General features: G+C 47.0%; 15 protein-coding genes. 12 read left to right on the forward strand and 3 right to left on the reverse strand.

Features of this window, described 5'->3' with window-relative positions:
* The first annotated feature begins 71 nt into the window (after positions 1-71).
* Complete coding sequence (locus L1D37_RS14325) at positions 72-1925, forward strand: protein-disulfide reductase DsbD (RefSeq protein WP_239848302.1); 1854 nt, start codon at positions 72-74, stop codon at positions 1923-1925.
* A gap of 211 nt (positions 1926-2136) precedes the next feature.
* A complete protein-coding gene (locus L1D37_RS14330; RefSeq protein WP_019821543.1) occupies positions 2137-2766 on the forward strand; it encodes a response regulator transcription factor in 630 nt (209 codons plus the stop codon).
* On the opposite strand, the gene L1D37_RS14335 is transcribed toward L1D37_RS14330, so the two are convergent.
* Positions 2763-4514 (reverse strand): potassium/proton antiporter, encoded by a 1752-nt coding sequence (locus L1D37_RS14335; protein ID WP_239848303.1) that lies wholly within the window; start codon positions 4512-4514, stop codon positions 2763-2765. The genes L1D37_RS14330 and L1D37_RS14335 overlap by 4 nt on opposite strands.
* Positions 4515-4927: 413 nt before the next feature.
* On the opposite strand from L1D37_RS14335, the gene L1D37_RS14340 reads away from it, so the two are divergent.
* The 4 genes from L1D37_RS14340 to L1D37_RS14355 all read left to right on the forward strand — a co-directional run bounded on the left by L1D37_RS14340 (position 4928) and on the right by L1D37_RS14355 (position 8893).
* The gene (locus L1D37_RS14340) at positions 4928-5194 is read left to right on the forward strand and encodes a DUF4212 domain-containing protein (RefSeq protein ID WP_010435433.1); all 267 of its coding nucleotides are present in this window, start codon (positions 4928-4930) and stop codon (positions 5192-5194) included.
* A 10-nt stretch (positions 5195-5204) separates the two neighbouring features.
* Complete coding sequence (locus L1D37_RS14345; protein WP_017630894.1) at positions 5205-6908, forward strand: sodium:solute symporter family protein; 1704 nt, start codon at positions 5205-5207, stop codon at positions 6906-6908.
* A 200-nt stretch (positions 6909-7108) separates the two neighbouring features.
* Positions 7109-7495 (forward strand): hypothetical protein, encoded by a 387-nt coding sequence (locus L1D37_RS14350; RefSeq protein ID WP_239848304.1) that lies wholly within the window; start codon positions 7109-7111, stop codon positions 7493-7495.
* A 12-nt stretch (positions 7496-7507) separates the two neighbouring features.
* Complete coding sequence (locus tag L1D37_RS14355) at positions 7508-8893, forward strand: class II fumarate hydratase (RefSeq protein ID WP_239848305.1); 1386 nt, start codon at positions 7508-7510, stop codon at positions 8891-8893.
* A 117-nt stretch (positions 8894-9010) separates the two neighbouring features.
* Here L1D37_RS14355 and L1D37_RS14360 read toward each other — a convergent pair whose 3' ends face one another.
* Both L1D37_RS14360 and L1D37_RS14365 read right to left on the reverse strand, forming a co-directional pair.
* Positions 9011-12442, reverse strand: coding sequence for a PAS domain-containing hybrid sensor histidine kinase/response regulator (locus L1D37_RS14360; RefSeq protein ID WP_239848306.1), 3432 nt, complete (start codon positions 12440-12442; stop codon positions 9011-9013).
* 131 nt (positions 12443-12573) lie between these two features.
* Entirely contained in the window at positions 12574-13755 is a 1182-nt protein-coding gene (locus tag L1D37_RS14365; protein WP_239848307.1) for a 3-phenylpropionate MFS transporter, read from the reverse strand.
* Between the two features lie 230 nt (positions 13756-13985).
* Between L1D37_RS14365 and L1D37_RS14370 the strand changes: the two genes are divergently transcribed.
* The 6 genes from L1D37_RS14370 (at position 13986) to accC (ending at position 21291) form a co-directional block, all read left to right on the forward strand.
* Positions 13986-15818: a DUF294 nucleotidyltransferase-like domain-containing protein gene (locus L1D37_RS14370; RefSeq protein ID WP_239848320.1), complete on the forward strand. Its 1833-nt coding sequence runs from the start codon at positions 13986-13988 to the stop codon at positions 15816-15818.
* A gap of 11 nt (positions 15819-15829) precedes the next feature.
* On the forward strand, positions 15830-16462 hold the full coding sequence (locus tag L1D37_RS14375) for a 3'-5' exonuclease (protein ID WP_239830596.1): 633 nt from the start codon (positions 15830-15832) through the stop codon (positions 16460-16462).
* A gap of 218 nt (positions 16463-16680) precedes the next feature.
* A complete protein-coding gene (gene acs, locus L1D37_RS14380; protein ID WP_009844693.1) occupies positions 16681-18630 on the forward strand; it encodes an acetate--CoA ligase in 1950 nt (649 codons plus the stop codon).
* Between the two features lie 322 nt (positions 18631-18952).
* Complete coding sequence (aroQ, locus tag L1D37_RS14385; protein WP_010435475.1) at positions 18953-19402, forward strand: type II 3-dehydroquinate dehydratase; 450 nt, start codon at positions 18953-18955, stop codon at positions 19400-19402.
* 74 nt (positions 19403-19476) lie between these two features.
* Positions 19477-19932, forward strand: coding sequence for an acetyl-CoA carboxylase biotin carboxyl carrier protein (accB, locus tag L1D37_RS14390; protein ID WP_048659206.1), 456 nt, complete (start codon positions 19477-19479; stop codon positions 19930-19932).
* Positions 19933-19947: 15 nt separating this feature from the next.
* Complete coding sequence (gene accC / locus L1D37_RS14395; RefSeq protein WP_017633389.1) at positions 19948-21291, forward strand: acetyl-CoA carboxylase biotin carboxylase subunit; 1344 nt, start codon at positions 19948-19950, stop codon at positions 21289-21291.
* Positions 21292-21316 lie beyond the last annotated feature (25 nt).

The raw sequence follows: 21316 nt of genomic DNA on the forward strand, positions 1-21316 counted from the left end.
AAACTAATCACAAACTATTACGGTCTGATTGAGTTAAGATACCTTCAACTCCATTTTGATGACTAAATAGTATGCGACGACTTGCCACATTACTTTTTGTTTGTATTTCCCTATTCACCCAGCCTGCGTGGGCGCTTTTTGGAAATGACAACGCCGAGCCAAGCTTCGGAGGCAATAACAACGGTTTTGTCCCTGTAGACCAAGCTTTCCCTTTCAATTACTACCAGCAAGACGGCAAGGTGCTTCTCGACTGGCAAGTAAAAGAAGGCTACTACCTCTACCAACATAGCCTCTCTTTCACTGGGCAAAATCTCGCGCTCGGCAATGTTGAATTAGAAGATGGTAAGCCACACCAAGATGAATTCTTTGGTGAGGTGAGCATTTATACCCAGCCATTATTCGTGCAAGTTCCGCTACAGAGTTACCAAGATGGTTCACAGCTGATCGTTAAATATCAAGGCTGTGCGGATGCGGGCTTCTGCTATCCACCAGAGACTCGAATCATCGACATTGAGCCATTTACAGGTTCAGGTTCGAGCGACTCTCAAGCCAATGCCGTGTCGCCAGAGTCATCGGCTGTAAACAGTGAGGCCGATGTTTCAACACAGCAAGCTTCTCCAAAAGCAGACGTTGCAACTAGCACCACTCCACAATCAACTGCACCCGTTTCAAAAGAAGCGAGCCTAGCCGATAAGCTCGGTGATAGTTGGTGGACGCCATTATTATTCTTAGCACTTGGTGTTGGCTTAGCCTTTACACCTTGTGTTCTGCCTATGTACCCAATTCTAACGGGTATCGTATTAGGCGGCGGCAAGCTCAGCCAAGGTCGTGCGCTGATGTTGTCGTTCATCTACGTGCAAGGTATGGCGCTAACCTACACCCTATTAGGTTTAGTGGTTGCCTCTGCGGGTATGCAGTTCCAAGCGGCGATGCAACATCCTTACGTATTGATTGCATTGAGCGTTCTGTTCGTGGCGTTAGCTATGTCGATGTTTGGCGTTTATAACCTGCAACTGCCGAGCAGCATCCAAACGTGGCTCAACAACCAAAGTAACAAGCAGCAAGGTGGCAATACCTTGGGCGTGTTCGCGATGGGTGCTATCTCTGGCTTGGTGTGTTCGCCTTGTACTACAGCCCCACTATCCGGTGCGCTGCTGTATGTCGCTCAAAGTGGTGACCTGTTTACCGGCGCAATTGCTCTGTACGCATTGGCGATGGGTATGGGTATCCCACTGATTTTGGTTGCCGTGTTTGGTAATAAGCTACTGCCGAAAGCAGGCAGCTGGATGGACAAGGTAAAAATCGTATTCGGCTTTATCTTGCTGGCAGCGCCAATCTTCCTGCTAGAGCGTATTATCCCTGAACTATGGGCAACCGTGCTTTGGTCTGGCCTTGGCTTCATCGCCTTCGGTTGGCTGTACCACAGCAAGAATGCGCTGCCATTCGGCGGTTGGAAACAGAGCGCAGTGGGCATCATCGCAATGCTTGGCTTATTCGCTTCTGCACAGCCTGCGTTGAACTATTGGTTTGCGGAGAAGAGCGTAACCGTAGAACAGCAGCACATCCAATTTGCACGCATCAATACCGTTGAAGAGCTAGAGATTCAACTCATCGAAGCGAAGAAACTGGGTAAACCTGTGATGCTCGATTTCTACGCCGATTGGTGTGTGGCGTGTAAAGAGTTTGAGAAGTACACCTTTCATCAAGCTGATGTTGAGAACAAGCTTTCTGACTTCGTACTACTGCAGGCTGACGTAACAAGAAACATGCCTCAAGACATTGAACTGCTTAAACAATTACAGGTACTTGGCTTGCCAACGATTGAGTTCTGGGATGGCGAGGGTAACCATGTTCCAAATGCTCGTGTCACTGGTTTTATGCCTGCCGATGTATTCTTAAAACACATGCAAGACCACCAGCTATAACGACGACATTCGTCTAAATATAAGCTCTAACGAAAGCCGCACTGCTCCTCATAACGAGATGGTAGTGCGGCTTTTTTGTGATTATAGGAAACGCTTTCCAAGAACAGGGATAAAAGTCGATATGGTTCAGACTTTTAATGCATAGATATTGTCCACATACTCAATCAGGATGATAATAAATATTAACTAAATTGTTAAAAGTATGAACGTCATGGACTCGACCTATACCATCATCATTGCTGATGACCACCCTCTCTTCCGCAACGCCCTGTTTCAGTCAGTTCATATGGCGATCAGCGGTGCGAACCTGCTTGAGGCTGATTCTCTCGACGCCTTACTGACTCTGCTTAAAAAAGAAGATGAACCCGACCTGCTGCTGCTCGACCTGAAAATGCCGGGAGCTAATGGCATGTCTGGTCTCATTCAACTTCGTGCGGAATACCCAGATCTGCCGATTGTGGTGATTTCTGCCAGTGAAGATGCCAGCGTAGTGACTCAAGTGAAGAGCCACGGTGCGTTTGGCTTCATCCCTAAGTCGAGTGATATGCGTGAATTGGTGAGTGCACTGAATCAAGTGCTGAATGGCGACCCGTTCTTCCCAGAAGGGCTCATTACCAACAATGCAGCCTGTAGCGACCTTGCGGAAAAGATTTCCACACTGACGCCTCAGCAATACAAGGTATTAGGGATGCTTTCTGACGGCCTGCTGAACAAGCAAATCGCCTATGAGTTGAATGTTTCGGAAGCGACCATCAAGGCACATATGACAGCCATCTTCCGCAAACTGGATGTGAAAAACCGAACTCAAGCAGTTATCTTGCTACAAGAAGTTCATAACTAGGCTTCGCTTATATCCTCTTCTAAAGTCGTCTTAGGCAAACATAAACCCAGCTTGACGACTTTATGATCATCTATTTCTGCGACTACCCAATTGATGTCATGCCACTCGAAGCTATCGCCCAATACAGGGTGCGCGCCAAGCTCGCGTTCAGCCAACTGTTTTAGCGTCATGTCGCGCTCTTCTTCCGAGCCAAGCTCAATGCCATAGCAGTCACTCACCGCGGCAATCGATAGCCCAACCTCAAGGAAGAAATCACCAAAGAATCGAGCTGCGTCTTCAGCTAAAGGTGCCTCACTGAAAAGCTCACTTAGGCTATCTAGGTCTTTATCTTGGCCAAGCACACAGAGAATATCGTTCGCCTCTAGCACGGTACTGCCCGATGGGTGAAGCAAGGCATCCTTTCTAAACAGTGCAGTAATTCGCGTTCCTTCCGGCATAGACAAGCGTTTCAGTGGTTCGCCCACACACCACTTCTCCTCTTTCAGCTTGTAGACAAACATCTCCCACTCACTAGCAGGGTAGATTTCAATGCCTGTACGAGAAATCGGTGTCGGCGTTGGAGGTAGCGTCACTTGAGCTAATCTCGCGACTTTCATCAAGCTGCCGCCTTGAACAATCAGCGACACCATAACCACGAAGAACGCGATGTTGAAGTAAAGCTGAGCATTAGGCAGACCAGCCATCATTGGGAACACAGCCAGAATGATCGGCACTGCACCACGTAAACCAACCCAAGAAACAAACCAACGCTCTTTGGTGGTAAAGCTTCTGAACGGCAGCAAGCCCAACCAAACAGACAGTGGACGAGCAAACAGAATCATACCGAAAGCCAGTGCTAATGCTGGAAGAGCAATGTCCATCAATGTCGATGGCGTCACCAATAGACCCAACACCAAGAACATCACGATTTGGCTTAGCCACGTCATGCCATCAAGGACATTAAGAATCGAGTGTCGAGAGCGCGTCGGACGATTACCAATGAACAAGCCCACTAGGTAAATCGATAGGATGCCACTGCCGCCAAGCATGTTAGAGAAGGCAAACAGAGCCACACCGCCACTGAGCACCAGAATCGAGTACAGGCCATCAGCCAGCTGTACTCGGTTAATTAGACTCCATAGAACCCAACCACCACCAAGCCCGATAAGCGTGCCAACACCAAACTGCATCGCGAAGCTTTTCAGTAGGAAGTTCATTCCCATCTCAGCATCTGGGGTGCCAAGTAGCGCAATTAAGGTCACTGTCAGGAAGACCGCCATTGGGTCGTTGGTACCCGATTCGATCTCTAGGGTTGAGCCAACACGTTCGTTGAGACTCTGTCCTTTCAACAAAGAGAATACTGCTGCCGCATCGGTTGAACCGACAATTGCGCCGACCAAAATACCTTGCATCAGTGACAGGTCAAACAGCCACGCGGCCATTAAACCGGTTAGGGTTGCGGTACAGGCCACGCCTATTGTCGCCAATGAGAGTGATGGCCAAAACGCGACCTTAAAGCTCGCAACCTTGGTTCGCATACCGCCATCAAGCAAGATCACGGCAAGTGCGAGGTTACTCACCAAATAAGTCAGTGAGTAATCATCAAAATTAATACCACCCGGACCATCTTCACCCGCCAACATACCAACGAATAAAAAGATCAAAAGAATCGGAACGCCCAATCGTGAGGACACTTGTGAGAAAAGCACACTGATGGCGATGAGCACCGCACCAGTTAAAAATAAGTGGTTGATAGTTATTGCGTCCAATTCGTTCCCCCAAAGAATAAAACTCAAGATATAAGCATGTTGATCTTCTGCCGCTAAGCATGGCACGGTCGATGAAAGTGCTTTAGTTACTATAACAAACTTATGTTTCCCTTCGTGTCATACGCAGGACTAAATACCGTTTCTCAGTCATTTAGTTGTTAAATTTTATGACTCGCACTCTAATTCATCCACTTTTGTTAGACCTTTGGCTAATTTAACAACCTTGTAACATCACACTTTTCTATGGTTCTGTCTTCCAACTCCCATATTTCAGTACATTAGCGCCAATACTATCCCGACTAAAGTTGCACAGATCCCTTGACTCATCCTTGCTACATTCTAAATCGTAACATTACGTTAACACGCTATTTTACAAAAACGGTTTCTACGAAAACGGAATAAAGGAGAAGGCAATGGCGTTCGAATCTACGGAACATGCTCAAGCCTACTGGAAGGAAAACTTGGGAATTATGGGAACACTGCTCGCGGTCTGGTTTGCAGTGTCTTACGGCGCTGGCATCTTATTTGTGGATGCCCTCAATACCGTTCAGTTTGGCGGGTTCAAGCTAGGATTTTGGTTCGCTCAGCAAGGTTCGATATACACCTTCGTGGCGCTGATATTTATTTACGTTGTTCGCATGAATGCGCTCGACAAAAAATACAACGTACAGGAAGACTAGAGGCTAGAACATGGATATTCAAACTTGGACGTTTATTCTCGTCGGTATTACTTTCGCGGTATATATCGGCATCGCAATCTGGGCTCGTGCAGGGTCTACCAGTGAGTTCTACGTTGCTGGCGGTGGTGTACACCCAGTAGCAAACGGCATGGCGACTGCCGCTGACTGGATGTCGGCAGCATCATTCATCTCAATGGCAGGTATCATCTCATTCGTTGGTTACGACGGTGCGGTTTACCTAATGGGTTGGACAGGTGGTTACGTACTACTTGCGCTATGTTTAGCACCTTACCTACGTAAGTTCGGTCAGTTTACGGTTCCTGATTTCATCGGTGAGCGTTACTACTCGAAAACAGCACGTATGGTAGCGGTATTCTGTGCAATCTTCGTATCATTCACGTACGTTGCAGGTCAGATGCGTGGTGTAGGCGTTGTATTCTCTCGTTTCCTAGAAGTCGACATTAACCTAGGTATCATCATCGGCATGGGTATTGTGTTCTTCTACGCAGTACTTGGTGGCATGAAAGGCATCACTTATACGCAGGTAGCTCAATTCTGTGTCCTCATTTTCGCCTTCCTTGTTCCAGCAATCTTTACATCAATCATGATGACAGGTAACCCACTTCCACAAGTTGGTATGGGCTCTACGCTATCAGGTACGGATGTTTACTTACTTGATAAACTGGATGGACTCACCGAAGAACTCGGATTTACCGCCTATACCGAAGGTAACAAGAGCATGGTAGATGTATTCTTCATCTGTGCGGCTCTAATGGTAGGTACTGCAGGTCTTCCACACGTAATCATTCGTTTCTTCACTGTACCAAAAGTACGTGATGCTCGTATCTCAGCGGGTTGGGCTCTACTGTTCATCTCATTGCTATACACAACAGCACCAGGCGTTGCAGCATTCGCTCGTGTAAACATGATCGAAACAATCAACGGCCCTGACATGCAAGGTGTCGCAGCAGCAGACGCACCAAGCTGGTATAAAAACTGGGAAAGCACTGGCCTAGTAGGTTGGGAAGATAAGAACGGCGATGGCAAAATGTTCTACTCGGGCGATGAGCGCAACGAGATGAAGATTAACCGTGACATCATCGTACTGGCTTCTCCAGAGCTAGCGAAACTGCCAAACTGGGTTGTAGCACTACTAGCAGCAGGTGGCCTAGCAGCCGCACTATCAACTGCCGCAGGTCTACTATTGGTAATCTCGACGTCGATTTCACATGACTTGTTGAAGAAAGGCTTCAGACCAAACATGACTGACAAGCAGGAGCTGTTAGCCGCTCGTTTGGCAGCCATGATCGCGATTGTCGGTGCAGGTTACTTGGGTATTAACCCACCAGGCTTCGTAGCACAGGTAGTAGCGTTTGCCTTCGGCTTAGCCGCAGCATCCTTCTTCCCGGCGATTATCCTAGGTATCTTCTACAAGAAGATGAACAAGGAAGGCGCAATTGCAGGTATGTTGTCAGGTATTGCCTTCACAGCAAGCTACATCATCTACTTCAAGTTCATTAACCCAGCAGCAAGCACACCTGAAAACTGGTGGTTTGGTATCAGCCCAGAAGGCATCGGTACGCTAGGTATGTGTCTAAACTTCGTAGTATCGATTGCTGTAAACAAAGTAACAGCTGAAGTACCACAAGATGTACAAGATATGGTTGAGAACATCCGTTACCCGAAAGGTGCTGGTGAAGCTCACGACCACTAAGCACGACTACTAAGCAGAGATGTTTAGAAAAATGAATCAGTACTTACATTGTAGGGATTAGGTACTGAATCTCAGAAAGCCGATACGTTATGTATCGGCTTTTTCTTTTCCCCTTTCATTTTATAAAAAGACAAACAAAGGGTTGTTTTTAAAATCTCATTTGATAATAATTATCATTAACATCCAATAAAGAGATGCAAATGATGATGAAAGAACAGCAGGGCCTCTACTCGAGGTTTTACAAAGCACAAGATCGCTTTGCTTCATTAGAACAAGTGCAAGGCCATGAGCCGTATGTGATTCGAGATTACATCGAGTGCGCACTAACGCTTTCCGCTTACTATGAAAAACACGCCGCCCAAGAAAACATCTTGTTGTGCGAGCTGTACCTACGCCAAGTTTTCTTCCATTTGATTGAAGCGATTGAGTCTCCTGAGCGCAGTTTCGCCTTTCGTCATATCTGCCTAGACTCTATTCACTCACCACTATTTTATTTGAAACGCCACTACTGCCAGCAGCCTCAAGGCCAAGCGCGTTTTTTGAATCTCAGCCAAACACTACAACAAGTCCAAGCCCCACTTGGCTAACAAGGATAGAAAATGACCCTACAATATCGAATTGAGAAAGACAGCATGGGGGAAGTGAAAGTCCCTGCCGATGCGCTATACCAAGCACAAACTCAACGTGCTGCAGATAACTTTGCTTTTAGTTCACACAAGATGCCAACTAGCTTCATTCAAGCATTGGCATTCATTAAGCAGGCGGCCGCTGACACCAATGCTCAGTTGGGTTTATTGGAAGGTGATATTGCCAACGCGATCGCCGAAGCGAGCCAAGAGATCATCAATGGTAAATACCTCGATCAATTCCCGATCGATGTTTACCAAACTGGCTCTGGTACTAGCTCCAACATGAATGCCAACGAAGTGATTGCAACACTCGCTTCAAGGAGTTTACAAGGGGATGTGAATCCGAATGATCACGTCAATATGGGCCAAAGCAGCAACGATGTGGTACCAACCGCGATTCAAGTCAGTGTCGCTCTTATGGCTGAAAACAAACTGCTGCCTGCATTAACTCACCTTTCAGACGCACTTACCGTTAAACAGCAAGAACTAGCCGAGGTAGTAAAAACAGGCCGTACTCATCTAATGGATGCGATGCCAATTACCTTTGCTCAAGAGCTTGGTGGCTGGAAATTCCAGATTGAACACGCTAAGCAAGCCATTGAAAGCACCCTGCCTGCTATCAAAGCACTCGCTCAAGGTGGAACAGCGGTCGGAACCGGGATCAATGCCGACCCACGCTTTGCCGATAAGTTTGCAAGTAACCTATCTCAATCGACAAAGATCAGTTTTAACTCAAGTGAGAACTTCTTTTTTAATCTCAGCAGCCAAGACGCGATCGTTGCACTCTCGGGGCAGCTCAAAACTGCAGCAGTTGCGATCATGAAGATCTCAAACGATCTTCGCTGGATGAACTCAGGCCCATTGGCAGGCTTAGGTGAAATTGAATTGCAGGCGCTACAGCCAGGCTCATCGATCATGCCGGGCAAAGTAAATCCTGTGATTCCAGAAGCCGCCGCAATGGCAGCTGCACAAGTGATTGGTAACGACACCACTATTACTGTCGCTGGCCAGTCTGGTAACTTCCAGCTGAATGTGATGCTGCCAGTGATTGCTCATAACGTACTAGAAAGTATAGAGCTATTGGCTAACAGCTCTGTCGCGCTAGCAGATAAAGCGGTTGCGACCTTCACGGTGCGCCAAGACAATCTTGATTTAGCACTTTCAAAGAATCCAATTCTAGTGACAGCACTCAACCCTGTTATTGGTTACTTGAAGGCTGCTGATATAGCCAAGAAAGCCTACAAAGAGGGCTTGCCTATTCTTGATGTTGCAGAAAGAGAAACCGATCTCAGCCGAGAAGAACTCAGCAAGCTCCTTGACCCAACCGCTCTGACGCAGGGTGGAATTGCAAGTTAGTTGGCAAATTTTTGCTAAAACTCGCTGAAATAACAGAGACAAAAAAGGCCTCATACGAGGCCTTTTCAATATCCGCTAGCAAATCCAAACGTGCTAATCCGAACCTGTTAATTCAAGCTAGCTCACTCGATTCAATACCGCTCTGAGTTTTAACGGTTTAACTGGCTTGGCAATAAAGCCAAAGCTGTTGGCCTTTATCGCTGCCAACATGTCATCGGTTCTATCAGCACTAATAATGACCCCCTCAAAAGAGTCTCCGAGGCGCAAGCGACACTGTTGCAACACTTCTAGACCCGTTCGACCATTGTCGAGGCGATAATCAGAGAAAATCACATCCGGCTGCCAGTCGTCATCGAGACACTTCAAGCTTTCAACCAAATCAACCGCGGTCTTAACCTCACAACCCCAACGTCCAATCAGGTTCTCCATTCCGACCAAAATCTCGCGCTCATTATCGACACACAATATTTTGAGATGTTCGATGTCGCTGGTCGCCATTGGCGCTGAAGCTTGCACAACTGGAGCAACTTGTTCGGCTCTCGCTAAGGTGATAGAGAAAACACTCCCTTGTCCCGGCCATGAACGCATCGATATTTGATGACCAAGTACATGAGCAATACCTTTAGAAATCGCAAGGCCTAATCCCAAGCCTTGGTCTGCACGCACTTGGCTGCCACGAGTGAACTCTTCGAAGATTTCTTGCTGCTTATCTTCATCAATACCAGTTCCGTTATCCCACACATCAATTCGCACCTGACCATTGACTCGTCTCGCCCCGAGTACCACTTTCCCTTCTGGGTTGTAACGAAAGGCGTTAGTCAAAAAGTTCTGAATCACACGCCTCAACAACTTAGGGTCAGAGTGAATAAACAATGACGATGGGATCATCTTGAACTCAATTTTTTGTTGTCTCGCTAAGGCACTAAATTCCGCATTTAAGTTGGTTAGTACATCGTGCACAGCAATCGCGTGAATGTTGGTTTCTAGCTTGCCGGATTCCAATCGAGAGATATCCAATAAGTCGCCAATCAAATCTTCAGCAGCACCAAGCGCACTCTCGATATGGGACGAAAGCTGCTTCACCTCTTGCTCTTTTGCTACCTCGGAAAGTGACGAAGCAAACAAGCGCGCGGCATTGAGTGGCTGCATCAAGTCGTGACTCACAGCCGCCAAGAAGCGACTCTTAGATTGCGATTCTTGGTCAGAGATTTGTGTCGCCTTGACCAAGCGATGGTTCAATTTTTCGAGCTCTTGAGTTCGTTCGTGAACTCTCGATTCCAAGGTTTCATTGGCATCTTTTAGCGCCTGCTCTGCTTGTCTAAATACCGTGATGTCAGTGAAGCTCATTACGAAGCCGCCACTTGGCATCGGGTTACCTTGCACCTCAATCACTCGACCATCAGGACGAATACGAGAAGAGGTGTGTCGCGTACCTTGCTCAAGGTGATAAACACGGCGGCGAACGTGATCTTCTGGGTCACCCGGACCACACAAACCTTGCTCGGCATTGTGGCGAATCACATCTGAAATGGGTCGACCAACCTGAATCAAGCCCGCAGGGAATTCAAACAGTTCTAAGTAACGTTGATTCCACGCCACCAGCCTCATCTGTTTGTCTATTACTGCAATACCTTGGCCTATGTGTTCAATCGCACCTTGCAGTAAGCCACGGCTGAAATCATACAGTTCAGAGGCTTCATCAACGATGGTCGCGACCTCTTCAAGCTGCATGTTTCTGCCTTGTAAAGCAGAAGTAAGTACTAACTTAGCGGAAGAGGCACCAAACACACCCGCGAGTACGCGCTCTGCATGACGAATTAAACTTGCGGGTGCTTGTTGATTGGGAAGCAGCGGCTGTCCGTGTTGTTGCCAATAGCTGTGTAAGGCGCTTTTCGCTCGCTTTCGACCAACAAAGCGTGATGCCAACATCTCTAATTCAGCGACCGTCACGCGGTTCTGGTAAAGGCTGATATTTTCATTCTCAGGCAGCGGTGTACCAACAAATGCCGCTGATTGTAAGCGCTCACTTAGGCTTGGTCTTGTCGACATCGAAACTACGGCATAGCACAAGGTATTGAGCACAATACTCAGCACAATGCCCCAGTTTGAACTGCTGATATTCCAGCTACTGAGCAGTTCCGGCGGCGTGATAATCCATAGCAAAAGGTTACTTTCGCTATCGCCTGCCAACATGCTGGTTTGACTCATCAGAGTAATTAGCCAGATCACCGAACCGACCATTAAGCCGACATACACACCCTTTCTGTTACCCGGACGCCAGTACAAACCGCCAATCAATGCTGGAGCAAATTGAGCGATCGCCGCAAACGAAAGAAAGCCGATCGCAGACAAGGAATGAATGGTATCGAGCGCCTGATAGAACAACCACGCTCCAAGAAGCAGCAATAAAATAAGCCCGCGACGAATCACCAATAGCAACCCAGAAAAATGACGATGGGTTCTTTGAGTTAAGCGCATTCGACGCAGCAACAGTGGCATCACTAAATCGTTCGACACCATGATCGCTAACGCGATAGTCGAGACAATCACCATTCCACTCGCAGCAGAAGTACCACCTAAGAAAGCGAGCAAGGCAATATGATTAGCCCCCTCTGCCATTGGCACACTGATCACGTAAGTATCGGCAGGCATGTCGGTCAATAATCCCTGACCTGCCCACGCAATCGGCAGAACAAACAATCCCATCAAAATCAGATAAAGCGGAAATAACCAACGTGCTGTGTGTAGATCTTGAGGGCGCTCGTTTTCAACCACCATGGTATGGAATTGGCGTGGCAGACAGACAATCGCCAACATGGTTAAAACGGTATGAATAATTAAGGTTGGAATATTCGGTGATTCGTAGGTAGAAGCAGCCACATCAAGCAGGTCGATTTTATCGCTGCTCATGGCCAGATACATGATAAACAGACCAACAATCAGGAATGCCGCAAGCTTAACGATGGACTCAAATGCTACCGCCATCATCATGCCACGGTGATGTTCCGTGTTGTCGATGTGCCTTGTACCAAACAGCATGGTAAAAATGGCTAGCGCGCCAACCACAAACCAAGAGACGTGATAATCCTGATAGCCAAAGTCTTGCGCCAGACTCGGAGCAACAATATCGAGCCCCATGGTGATACCACGAAGTTGCAGCGCGATATACGGAAGAATACCGACCACAGCAATCACGGTGACAGCCACCGCTAAGCCTTGAGATTTTCCGTAGCGAGCCGCGATAAAGTCGGCAATCGAGGTAATGTGTTCACGCTTCGCTATCAAGATCAGCCGCGCTAAGATCCGCCAGCCGAGAGTGAATACCAGAATCGGTGCGAGATAGATGGGTAAAAAAGACCAAGGGTTATTGCTCGCCTGACCCACCGTTCCATAGAAGGTCCAAGAGGTACAATACACCGCAATCGAAAGGCTATAGATCCACGGTCGCCAACGCGATAGCCAACGAACCTGCCTGTCTCCATACCAAGCGATCAGAAATAACACGCCCAAGTAGGCTAAAGAGACTGGAATTACTACCCATCCTTGCATTGAAAACCCTTTCTTCATCCATAAAAAAACCTCTCCATAAGGGAGAGGTTTCATTTAACTAAGGATGAGTCATTAACTCAATCGCATCGCTTAAATTCTGTGCTTTAGACTCTAATAATCACGATTGGCTATCAGCTATGAACTTCTGACTCAGGTTGATTAACTTCAACCACAGAGCTTCTTTCATCAAGCTTGATAAACAGGGCAATTGCACCCATCGCAGCCATTCCCCAGAAGATATTCGCGCCCCACAATTCGTAGCCCCAACCACTTAGGGTCGTCATTAATGCGATAAAGGCGCCAAGTGGTATCGCATTGTAAAGAGCCTGCAGTGCCACCATTTTATTCGACTCTTGAGACTGAATGTATTGAATCGCAGCGATGTGTGCCATGGCGAATGTCACCCCGTGCAGTAGCTGAGCCACGATCAATATTGGAATCGCGGTCGTTGATGCGGTGATACCCCAACGAGCCATTACTCCGATACCAGCAATCACAAACAGAGTGCGCAATGATAATCCAGCAAACAGTCGCTTGCTCAGAGCAAATACTACCACCTCAGCAACCACAGCCAAGCTCCACAGATAACCGATGATGGCCTCAGAGTGCCCCGCCTCTTTCCAGTAAATCGCACTAAAGCTGTAATACGCGGCGTGGCTTCCTTGAAGTAGTGCCATCAATGCAAGAAACTTCACTACCGATGATTCACGTAACAGTTGACCAAGCTTAGGTCTTTCAGCGACTTGCTCAGACTCTGTCACCGGCATCACATTTGGATTTCTCATCGCGAGCAACAGAGAAACCAACACGCCTGCCAGCGCAGTATACAAAATCATATCTGTGCCAAATTCAGCCACCAGATAACCAACCACGGTAGAACCCGCAATAAATGCTACTGACCCCCACAAACGTGTACGTCCGTAATCGAGCATTTTGAGACGGCTGTAATGGTTCGCCATTGCATCAGAAAGCGGAATAATTGGTCCATAGCAGAGGTTGAACATTACCGTTGCTAGTAGCATCAATAAAAAGCTACCACCAGTAAAGAAATGGAAACCAACGAATAATAGCGCGACAAAACTGAGGCAACGCAGTGCTGGCATTAAGTGTTCAACTTTATAGATACGTGGTGTTATCACAAAGTTAGCAACACAACGTGTAGCCAAACCCACACCAATCAATACGCCAATGTCCCCTGCAGACACGCCTTGGTCTTCAAACCACAGCGCCCAAAATGGCAGATAAACGCCATAGGCAAAAAAGAAACCGAGAAAATACTGGGATATCCAGCCATAAGGGGAAGGATTAAACATAGGCGACCTATAAAAATGTGTGGAACAAGGAAGCGCCAATTATGCCTAGGTCACAAAAGATGAAAAAGGGAATTATTGAAGAGATACCATTCCTATATTCAATGAATATCGATATCCCATTTGGTTCAAGTATCCAGTGTTCAACAGCCCTCACGATCGCATTTAGACTAAAGTCGTCTGGAGCTTCGCTGGTAATTTGTCAGACTGAAAAGAGACTCCTAACTCTTTCGATGCTTATGCCTGATAAATTTAATATGCAGCACCCGCCCTTCGATAGCCTGTCCGACGCGGAACAGTTAACGCTGCGCTCCTCATTAGATGTGGTTTATTACCGAGCGCACGAGGTGATATTGGAGGCCGACCGCCCAAGTCGCCATCTGCATATTCTGATTAAAGGGGCCGTCGAAGAGCGTGCTAGCAGCGATGGTGAGATCTACGCGCACTATGCCAATGACGATATTTTCGATGTGCGCAGCCAATTTGAGCCTCACACCAAGCACCAATATATCGCGCTGGAAGATACCTTAAGTTATCTATTACCAACCGATATCTTCCTTGAGCTTTACCACGCCAATGGCCAGTTCGCGGCTTACTTTGATAGTAACCTATCAACCCGAAAAGCATTGATTGAAGCGGCTCAGCAGCAACAGAATCTTGCCGAGTTCATACTAACCAAAGTCGACGACTCTATTTATCACCCACCACTGATACTTGAACCCGAACAACCGATTAACCAAGTTACTCAAACCCTGAAAGAACAAGGGTTGGACTCGGCTCTAGTTCATTTAGATCATGATGTTCCAAAAGCTTTTGGATCATCATGTACCTTCCCGTATGGAATCGTCACACGAACCAATTTATTGCACGCGGTGATGCTCGATAATCGCCCGCTCGATACTGCGGTTGGCGAGATAGCAACCTTCCCTGTTCTGCATGTTAATCAAGGCGATTTCTTGTTTAACGCCATGATCACCATGACCCGAAATCGTGTAAAAAGGCTGATGGTTTGTGATGGTCAAAACGCAGTGGGCATGGTCGATATGACGCAAATACTCAGCGCGTTCTCCACTCACTCGCATGTACTTACTTTGCGAATTGCGCGAGCCACCAGCATTGAAGAGTTGGCCATGGCTTCCAACAAGCAGCGTCAATTGGTCGAAAGCCTACTCAGTAATGGCATTCGTACACGCTTTATCATGGAGCTAATTTCAGCCGTAAATGAACAGATTATAGAGAAGGCGTTTGAGTTGGTTATCCCGCCAGCACTGCACAATCATTGCTGCCTGATCGTGTTGGGTTCTGAGGGACGTGGAGAGCAAATTCTCAAAACCGATCAAGACAACGCTCTGATTATTCAAGATGGTTTGGAGTGGCATCAATGTCAAAGTGCCATGAACGACCTCACCCACACACTGCAGCAATTGGGGTATCCGTTATGCCCGGGCAACGTGATGGTCAACAATCCGAAATGGGTGCATTCAGAGCAAGAGTGGAAACAAACCCTCACCAGTTGGGTAAGAAAAGCAACACCAGAGACAGTGATGGATATCGCCATCATGGCGGATGCACACGCTGTGGCGGGAAACAAGGAACTACTAAAACCGGTCAAGCAGCACTTGAGTGATTTAATGCTCGGACAAGAGTTGATTCTGACTGAATTCTGCCGCCCTGCTCTGAACTTCTCAGTTCCCCTGACCCTGTTTGGTAACGTGAAACAATCCAAGTCAGGACTCGACATCAAACAAGGCGGTATTTTCCCTCTCGTGCACGGTGTGAGAGCGCTTAGCCTTGAACATGGTGTGACGGTCAATAACACCTTTGAACGCATTGAGCATCTCGTGAGTAAGAAGGTACTAGAGCAAAGCACTGCGGATAACCTCAATGAAGCGCTCAAGCAGTTCTTTAAGTGGCGCTTATCACAACGCCTATCGCAACAGCACAACAGCAATAAAATCGACGTCAAACTGATGGAACGAGCTGACCGAGATCTGCTTCGTCATAGCCTGCACGTGGTTAAGAAATTCAAGCAATGGCTCGGCTACCACTATCAAATAAGGGACTAGGCGATTGAACGATGAATAGACTGGTTCGCTATTACTGGCATCACAAGCTCAAAGGCTCTCCGTATCAGCCTCTATTTACTGCGCCTGTTCATCAAGAATATGTCTCACTCGATTGTGAAACCACCAGCCTCGATCCCAATCAAGCCGAACTGGTGACCATTGCCGCAACGAAGATCATCGGTAACCGAATTATTACCAGCCAACCTTTTGAAGTGCGGTTGCGAGCGCCTCAATCACTCGATTGCAATTCAATAAAAATCCACCGTATTCGCCATCAAGATCTCAAACACGGAATCGAAGAGAAACAAGCCTTAATTGAGCTACTAAGCTTCATTGGTAATCGTCCTTTAGTCGGCTATCACATCCGCTATGACAAGAAAATTCTCGACCGCGCCTGTTTAAAACAACTCGGATTTCCTCTGCCTAACCGATTAGTCGAAGTGAGCCAACTCTATCAAGACAAACTCGAAAGACAGCTGCCCAATGCCTACTTCGACCTCAGCATGGATGCCATCTGTCGCCAGCTCGACTTGCCTATTCCAGTCAATAAACATGATGCATTACAAGACGCTATCTCCGCCGCGCTGATCTTTGTTCGCCTAAAACACGGTGACCTGCCTCGCTTCAACTCTTCTTACTCTTAATTCAACCACTGGCTTTCTACATAGAGAGCAACATCTCAAAAATGAACTTAACTCGCTATTTTTTAAGTGAAAAGCGGCGTCTCATCCTAAAGTCTAATTGTGGAAATCGCCGTCCTAGCCGAGAGTGATAACACAAAGACGGTTCTGTAATAGACCTAGAAACTGAACACAAAGGAAGTTGCCAGTTCATTAGGAATGTAGGCACAAGGAGAGATGCAATGAGTGAAGCCCACGTTTATCCGGTAAAAGAAAATATTAAATCAACCACACACGCGGATAATGACACTTACCTAGCCATGTACCAGCAATCTGTTTCTGACCCTGAAGGCTTTTGGGGTGAACACGGAAAAATCGTTGATTGGATCAAGCCTTTCACACAAGTAAAAAATACCTCTTTTGACCCTGGCCACATCGACATCCGCTGGTTTGAAGATGGCACGCTTAACGTATCGGCTAACTGTATCGACCGTCACCTTGCTGAACGCGGTGATGAAGTCGCTATCATCTGGGAAGGCGATGACCCTGCCGATGATAAAACCCTAACTTTTAATGAACTACACAAAGAAGTGTGCCTGTTTTCAAATGCTCTGAAAGAGCAAGGCGTACGTAAAGGTGATGTGGTTTGTTTATACATGCCAATGGTGCCAGAAGCGGCAGTAGCAATGCTGGCATGTACCCGTATTGGTGCAGTTCACACGGTAGTATTTGGTGGTTTCTCACCAGAAGCTCTGTCTGGTCGTATTATCGATTCAAATTCTAAAGTCGTTATCACTGCCGATGAAGGCGTGCGTGGCGGCCGTGCTGTTCCACTGAAGAAAAACGTCGATGAAGCGCTGACTAACCCTGAAGTGAAAAACATCGAGAAGGTTGTGGTATTCAAACGTACTGGCGGTGATGTTGCTTGGCATGAACACCGTGATGTGTGGTGGCACGATGCTATTGCTAATGTATCGGCAGATTGCCCACCAGAAGAGATGAACGCAGAAGATCCACTATTCATCCTTTATACGTCAGGATCAACGGGCAAACCTAAAGGTGTTATGCACACCACAGGTGGTTACCTTGTTTATGCAGCGATGACATTCAAATATGTATTCGACTACCAAGAGGGCGAGACTTTCTGGTGTACTGCGGATGTGGGTTGGATTACGGGTCACACATATCTTGTTTACGGACCTCTTGCTAATGGTGCAAAAACCATTTTGTTTGAAGGCGTGCCGAATTACCCGAACACAAGCCGCATGAGTGAAGTAGTCGATAAGCACCAAGTGAATATTCTTTATACTGCACCAACGGCTATTCGTGCACTAATGGCTAAAGGCAACGAAGCCGTTGAAGGTACTTCTCGTGACAGCCTAAGAATCATGGGCTCAGTGGGCGAACCTATCAATCCAGAAGCGTGGGAGTGGTACTACAAAACAATTGGTAATGAGCAGTCTCCAATTGTCGATACTTGGTGGCAAACAGAAACGGGCGGCATCTTAATCGCACCACTACCGGGAGCAACCGACCTAAAACCTGGCTCAGCGACGCGTCCATTCTTCGGAGTACAACCTGCTCTGGTTGATAACATGGGTAACATCATTGAGGGCGCAACTGACGGCAACCTTGTGATTCTTGACTCTTGGCCGGGCCAAATGCGTACTGTGCATGGCGATCACGATCGCTTCGAACAGACTTACTTTTCTACCTTTAAAGGCATGTACTTCACCAGTGATGGTGCTCGTCGTGATGAAGACGGTTACTACTGGATTACTGGTCGTGTTGATGACGTACTTAACGTGTCTGGCCACCGTATGGGTACTGCAGAGATTGAATCGGCTCTAGTCGCGTTTGATAAGATTGCAGAGGCAGCGATTGTGGGTATTCCTCACGATATTAAAGGCCAAGCAATTTACGCTTACATCACGCTGAATGATGGCGAGTTCCCAACCGCTGAACTTCATAAAGAAGTGAAAGACTGGGTACGTAAAGAGATTGGTCCAATCGCAACACCAGATGTGCTGCACTGGACCGACTCATTACCAAAAACTCGTTCAGGTAAAATCATGCGTCGTATCCTGCGTAAGATTGCTACCGGTGATACAGGTAACCTAGGTGACACCTCTACTTTGGCAGACCCAAGTGTGGTTGATAAGTTGATTGCCGAGAAAGCAGAACTGGCATAAGCAACCAGTCACACCCTGAGTTATTGTTTAAAACAGATCTTACCTAAACCGTCACCTATGTGGCGGTTTTTTTATGGCTGATCTTGATCTCAAATATCCCGCCCCAAATTAAGGCTAAGGCGCTTTTTTGTTAAGTTGGTAACAATTCCACGCTGTATCAATAGGAGATTAGACCAGTAAATTGCTGCGATTTGCGCTGAATTAGCTATAATCTGGTTCTAATTTTTAAATTTGGGTTTTTCTCACTAGAAATTAACCGCAAATTTTCAATAAAATGGCAACATTCACGTTCGTAAACACGATAAAGGAAGATAGCCCCACGATGTCTACAAAGTTTCGCATTCTAGTTTTAAATGGCCCAAACCTTAACCTGTTAGGCCTAAGAGAGCCGGCACACTACGGTTCTCAAACACTTGACCAGATTATTAGCTCATTGACCGAGCAAGCGAAAGCACACGATGTTGAGCTATCTCACTTACAGTCAAATCGTGAATATGAACTGATTGAAGCGATCCATAGTGCTTATCAAAATGTTGATTTTATCATTATCAACCCAGCAGCCTTTACACATACCAGTGTGGCACTGCGTGATGCACTACTTGGCGTTGCGATCCCATTTATTGAGGTCCATCTATCGAATGTTCACGCACGTGAACCATTCCGTCACCACTCTTACCTATCTGATAAAGCAGAAGGTGTGATTTGTGGCTTAGGTGCCCAAGGTTATCAATTTGCTTTGACCGCTGCGCTCAGCAAGCTCAACTCAAAGTAAACATAAACAACGAACTATTACTAACCTACTCAGTCATAGAGTAAGTTCAATTAACAGATAAAGAGAAAGAAACAATGGATATTCGCAAAATCAAAAAGCTAATCGAATTGGTTGAAGAGTCTGGTATTTCTGAGCTAGAAATCTCTGAAGGTGAAGAGTCAGTACGAATCAGTCGTAACAGCACTGCACCTGTAGCACCTGTTCAATATGCAGCAGCTCCAGCTCCTGTAGCAGCGGCAGCAGCTCCTGCGGCGGCACCTGTAGCAGCAGAAGCAGCGGCTCCAGCAGTTCCAGCGGGCCACCAAGTTCTTTCTCCAATGGTTGGTACTTTCTACGGCGCTCCAAGCCCAGACGCAAAACCATTCGTTAAAGTTGGTCAATCAGTAACAGCTGGCGAAACTCTATGTATCGTTGAAGCAATGAAAATGATGAACCAAATCGAAGCTGATAAGTCAGGTGTTGTTACCGCTATCCTAGTTGAAGACGGTCAACCAGTAGAATTCGACCAAGCTCTAGTAATTATCGAATAATAGAGAGCACTCATTATGTTAGATAAATTAGTAATCGCGAACCGTGGTGAGATTGCACTACGTATTCTGCGTGCATGTAAAGAGCTTGGCATTAAAACGGTAGCTGTTCACTCAACAGCTGACCGCGATCTTAAGCACGTACTGCTTGCAGACGAAACCATTTGTATCGGTCCAGCTCGTGGTATCGATAGCTACCTGAACATCCCTCGTATCATCAGCGCTGCTGAAGTTACAGGCGCAGTAGCCGTTCACCCTGGCTACGGCTTCCTATCTGAAAATGCAGACTTTGCAGAACAGGTAGAGCGCAGTGGCTTTATCTTTGTTGGTCCTAAAGCTGAAACCATTCGCATGATGGGTGACAAAGTGTCAGCTATCACGTCAATGAAGAAAGCTGGCGTACCTTGTGTACCAGGTTCTGACGGCCCTCTTGATGACGACGACGCGAAAAACAAAGCGCACGCTAAGCGCATTGGTTTCCCAGTAATCATCAAAGCATCTGGCGGCGGCGGCGGTCGTGGTATGCGTGTTGTTCGTTCTGAAGCTGAACTAACAGAAGCTATCGCGATGACTCGTGCTGAAGCAAAAGCATGTTTCAACAACGACATGGTTTACATGGAAAAATTCCTAGAAAACCCACGTCACATTGAAGTACAAGTGCTTGCAGATGGCCAAGGTAATGCTATCCACCTAGGTGAGCGTGACTGTTCAATGCAGCGTCGTCACCAGAAAGTTGTGGAAGAAGCACCAGCTCCAGGTATCACTGAAGAGATGCGTAAGTACATCGGCGAACGTTGTACTCGTGCTTGTCTTGAGATTGGTTACCGCGGCGCAGGTACATTTGAATTCCTATACGAGAACGGTGAGTTCTACTTCATCGAAATGAACACTCGTATCCAGGTTGAGCACACGATTACTGAAATGGTAACGGGTATCGACCTAGTGAAAGAGCAACTGCGTATTGCTGCTGGTCAGCCTCTATCATTCACTCAGGATGATATTAAGCTGCGTGGCCACTCAATCGAATGTCGTATCAATGCTGAAGATCCAGTTCGTTTCCTACCTTCTCCGGGTAAGATTGAACGTTTCCACGCACCAGGCGGCATGGGCGTACGTTGGGAATCTCATATCTACACAGGTTACACAGTGCCACCACACTACGATTCAATGATTGGTAAGCTGATCACTTACGGTGAGAACCGTGATGTTGCTATCGCTCGTATGAAGAACGCACTGGGTGAAATGATCGTTGAAGGTATTAACGTTAATACTGAACTTCAACTGTCTATTATGAACGACGAAAACTTCCAACACGGTGGTGCGAACATCCACTACCTTGAGAAGAAGCTTGGTCTGCAATAAAACTAGCCCTAAGTAATCGGTTCTT

The sequence above is a fragment of the Vibrio sp. Isolate33 genome (genome assembly GCF_022397895.1).
In the GTDB taxonomy this organism is placed as follows: domain Bacteria; phylum Pseudomonadota; class Gammaproteobacteria; order Enterobacterales; family Vibrionaceae; genus Vibrio; species Vibrio pomeroyi.